The sequence below is a fragment of the Microbulbifer okhotskensis genome, assembly GCF_023895975.1.
Classification (GTDB): domain Bacteria; phylum Pseudomonadota; class Gammaproteobacteria; order Pseudomonadales; family Cellvibrionaceae; genus Microbulbifer; species Microbulbifer okhotskensis.
In genome coordinates this window covers 1-2,913 of sequence record NZ_JALBWM010000223.1, presented here as the reverse complement: position 1 = coordinate 2,913, position 2,913 = coordinate 1, and the positions used below count along the sequence as shown (strand labels likewise).

Annotated in this window: 5 protein-coding genes; all 5 read left to right on the top strand. The window is 46.1% G+C overall.

Annotation, left to right across the window (positions count from 1 at the left end; translation table 11 throughout):
* Positions 1 to 72: 72 nt before the first annotated feature.
* On the top strand, positions 73 to 924 hold the full coding sequence (locus MO867_RS21350) for a hypothetical protein (RefSeq protein WP_252472901.1): 852 nt from the start codon (positions 73 to 75) through the stop codon (positions 922 to 924).
* Positions 925 to 1,142: 218 nt separating this feature from the next.
* Positions 1,143 to 1,538 (top strand): DUF5675 family protein, encoded by a 396-nt coding sequence (locus MO867_RS21345; protein WP_252472899.1) that lies wholly within the window; start codon positions 1,143 to 1,145, stop codon positions 1,536 to 1,538.
* Positions 1,538 to 1,894: a hypothetical protein gene (locus MO867_RS21340; RefSeq protein WP_252472898.1), complete on the top strand. Its 357-nt coding sequence runs from the start codon at positions 1,538 to 1,540 to the stop codon at positions 1,892 to 1,894. The genes MO867_RS21345 and MO867_RS21340 overlap by 1 nt, the downstream gene beginning before the upstream one ends.
* Positions 1,891 to 2,121 (top strand): holin, encoded by a 231-nt coding sequence (locus tag MO867_RS21335; protein WP_252472895.1) that lies wholly within the window; start codon positions 1,891 to 1,893, stop codon positions 2,119 to 2,121. Before MO867_RS21340 ends, MO867_RS21335 begins: the two co-directional genes overlap by 4 nt.
* The gene (locus tag MO867_RS21330; protein WP_252472892.1) at positions 2,111 to 2,833 is read left to right on the top strand and encodes a hypothetical protein; all 723 of its coding nucleotides are present in this window, start codon (positions 2,111 to 2,113) and stop codon (positions 2,831 to 2,833) included. Before MO867_RS21335 ends, MO867_RS21330 begins: the two co-directional genes overlap by 11 nt.
* The last annotated feature ends 80 nt before the right edge of the window (positions 2,834 to 2,913 follow it).

Genomic DNA, 2,913 nt, shown 5'->3' with positions numbered 1-2,913 from the left:
TGACCGTTCTTTTCCAGGGGATTAACTGATGCACTTCAAAGTTGAATGCAGGTATTTATAAGTAGATTTTTTATGTTATTTAAAAGTGCAATTAAAACACTTGTCGTTTCTGTGGCTTTATTGGCCTGCGTTGCTCAGGCGAAAACTTTCAAGTACGAACTGCAGAATTTTAATTCAGGAAGAGGGGGGGTGGTCTATTCGGGGCTTTACCTGAAAGATGTTAAATCCGTAACGTTGACAGTCGAGCAAGCAGAGCCTAGGGCTACTCCTATGCTTACTTCTTTGGAAATTGAGTACATCGATGCACCAAAACTGTTAGTAAAAAATTTATTTAGTACTGATGATCCCAATGGAGATAGCTGGACTTTTAACGGGAAAGTTAATGATGCTTGGGTGTTCCGTCAGGTTAATGTGCGCGTAGATAATCTTGATCGTTTAAATGAAGATGGTAAATTTATCACCATTGAAGTTGCTGTATCTGAATACGAAAGTTTTGTTGAGCTAGGTGCTAATGAAGACGCGTATGAGTATGAAAAACGTCTATCTTATGTTGAGGGAGAATTGAAAGCGGCGAATCCAAGTAAGGTGATTGATGTCGAAAAGCTCACACTAGATGATAGTCGAGTGAAATTGTCACTTAGAAATAAAGTAGTTGCCATGCCAGGTAATACTAGGGGTGAAAAGGCGTTTGTTATTGATGTGCTATGGTATGGGAAAGGAGAGTCAATTATATATTATCCTGCCTACGATGTTGGTAATACATTGTTTGTGGATCCGTTAAATATTGATGTCACAAAATTTACTGAGTCAGATGGAAGTGAAGATTACGACATTAAAATTACGGCAAGAGGCGAATATGGTGATGTGGTAGAAACAGGTTCTATCTCTCTTTCATATTTACTGAGTGCTGCTTACGATAATTAATCAGATTGAATGTGTCTTTAAGTTTGATCTGTGGTTAAAGGATATGATTAATTTAGCTTGTCTATGTGTTTCATAGAGTTGCTTTTAAAAAGAATGTTTAACCATGCTCTTAACCCGCCTTGTGCGGGTTTTTTCATTTTTTAGTCTTCGACTTTCTGTACTTGGGGGTGTTCACTTGGGTGCCGTTTTCTATTCCAATACTCTGCGAGTAGAACTTCATGAATTGCAATCTGCAGCGATTTGCCTATGGGCCTAATGCCACATTGGGACGGCTAAGGGTGCGCGACTGTGTGTTTTATACGGTAGAGCGCCCGTGGTTGGGTAATCGTCCGTTCGAGAGCTGTATTCCTGAAGGGGTTTATTCCTGTAATCCCTATAGCTCACCAAGGTTCCCCAATGTGTGGGAGCTACTGGAAGTGCCTAGTCGTTCAAAAATCTTGATCCATACAGCAAATTATGCTGCAGATGTGCAGGGCTGCATTGGGGTTGGCTCTAGTCTGGCTCCCGGCAGTTGGTGGGTGACGCAATCCCGCAGGGCAATGCAGCAATTGCGAGAGCTGCTGCCTCATGAGTTTAATCTAACAATCACGCACTATGTGCCGGAGTATCCGTGATGGGTATTTGGTCTGGAGTTAAGGGTTTATTTGCTGGCCCAGAGTCTGCGGGCAAAGTGCTGGATGCCACTGTGAATACGGTGGATGCAGTCTGGTTTACCAGTGAGGAAAAATCCCGTTGGTATCTGAAATACCTGGAGGCCACGCAGCCGCAGAACCGGGCACGAAGATTAATTGCCTTTCTGGTGACGTTGGTTTGGGCGCTGTTGGTTTTATTTATTGCAGCGGCCATGGCTTTGAAGGCGCCTTTTGTGGCGGACCTAAAGGGCCTGCTGGTTGATGTGGTTGTGCAGCCTTACAGCATCATCATCGGCTTCTATTTTGTGAAGTCATGGGTGAGTGAGGTTAAGCGATGAACACTGTAGCTCAAGAGGCAGCGAGGGAAGCCATGGTTCAAAAGATCGCCAGTGCAACCACGACAGTTGCTGCGGGTGCAGCGGTAGTCGGTGGATATGCAGCGCAGGAGTTATTGGCGGTTGGTGGTTTCTTGATTGCTCTGAGTGGGTTCATTGTGAATTGGTATTACAACCATAAGCGTTTGAAGCTGCAGGAACAGCAGCAGGGCGGGGACGATGGACGTTAGTGTAAAGCTGGATACCTCAAAGTTTGATAAAGCCTCTGCTGAATTAAAAAAGCAGCTGCCCTATGCCTGTTCCGTTGCGCTGAATAATGTGGCGTTTCGTATTCGAGGTGAGGAGCGCGCAGAAATTGGGCGTGTATTTGTAAACCCGGCGAAGCTGACACTGAACTCGGTGCTGGTGAAGAAAGCCACTAAACGCTCAGGTGTGGCAAAAGTCTTTATTCGCGACCAGGCCTCCAACGGCACTGCACCTAGTGAGTATTTAGCGCCGTCAGTAATGGGGGAGAACCGGATTGATAAACGCTTTGAGCGAGCGCTTCGACATGCTGGCCTCTTACCGAGCGGAATGTACGTGGTACATGGGAAGGAAGCCCGACTAAATAAGCATGGCAACATTTCGGTTGCGACCTATAAGAAGATCCTGGCAGAACTACGAGCCAACTCCGGTACTAAAAGGCGTGGATCTGACAGTTCGCAAGGCCCTAAATCTAAATATTTTGTTGGGAAAATTAATGGTGTCCTGGGTATATGGAAAAGGGCAGGGGGTAAGCGCAAGCGAACTGCTAAACCCATTCTTATTTTCCTAAAGGGAAGGCCGAACTACCGCCAGCGTTTCCCTTTTATTCGAATTGCCGAAGGCATAGCGCGGCGACACTTCCCGATAGAGCTTGATAAGGCCATGGACCGTGCCATTGCGACCGCCAAGCGGCGTTGACCTAAACGCCAACGGGTCCTCCTGAGCGACCCAGCCCACGAGCAATTCGGGCCCGTGTTTTTAACAGCTATCTGAAATTT

Excerpts from the sequence above, each read along its gene's own strand:
- MO867_RS21345 (WP_252472899.1), top strand. The coding sequence starts at position 1,143 with ATGAATTGCAATCTGCAGCGATTTGCCTATGGGCCTAATGCCACATTG.
- MO867_RS21335 (WP_252472895.1), top strand. The coding sequence starts at position 1,891 with ATGAACACTGTAGCTCAAGAGGCAGCGAGGGAAGCCATGGTTCAAAAG.
- MO867_RS21340 (WP_252472898.1), top strand. The coding sequence starts at position 1,538 with ATGGGTATTTGGTCTGGAGTTAAGGGTTTATTTGCTGGCCCAGAGTCT.
- MO867_RS21330 (WP_252472892.1), top strand. The coding sequence starts at position 2,111 with ATGGACGTTAGTGTAAAGCTGGATACCTCAAAGTTTGATAAAGCCTCT.
- MO867_RS21350 (WP_252472901.1), top strand. The coding sequence starts at position 73 with ATGTTATTTAAAAGTGCAATTAAAACACTTGTCGTTTCTGTGGCTTTA.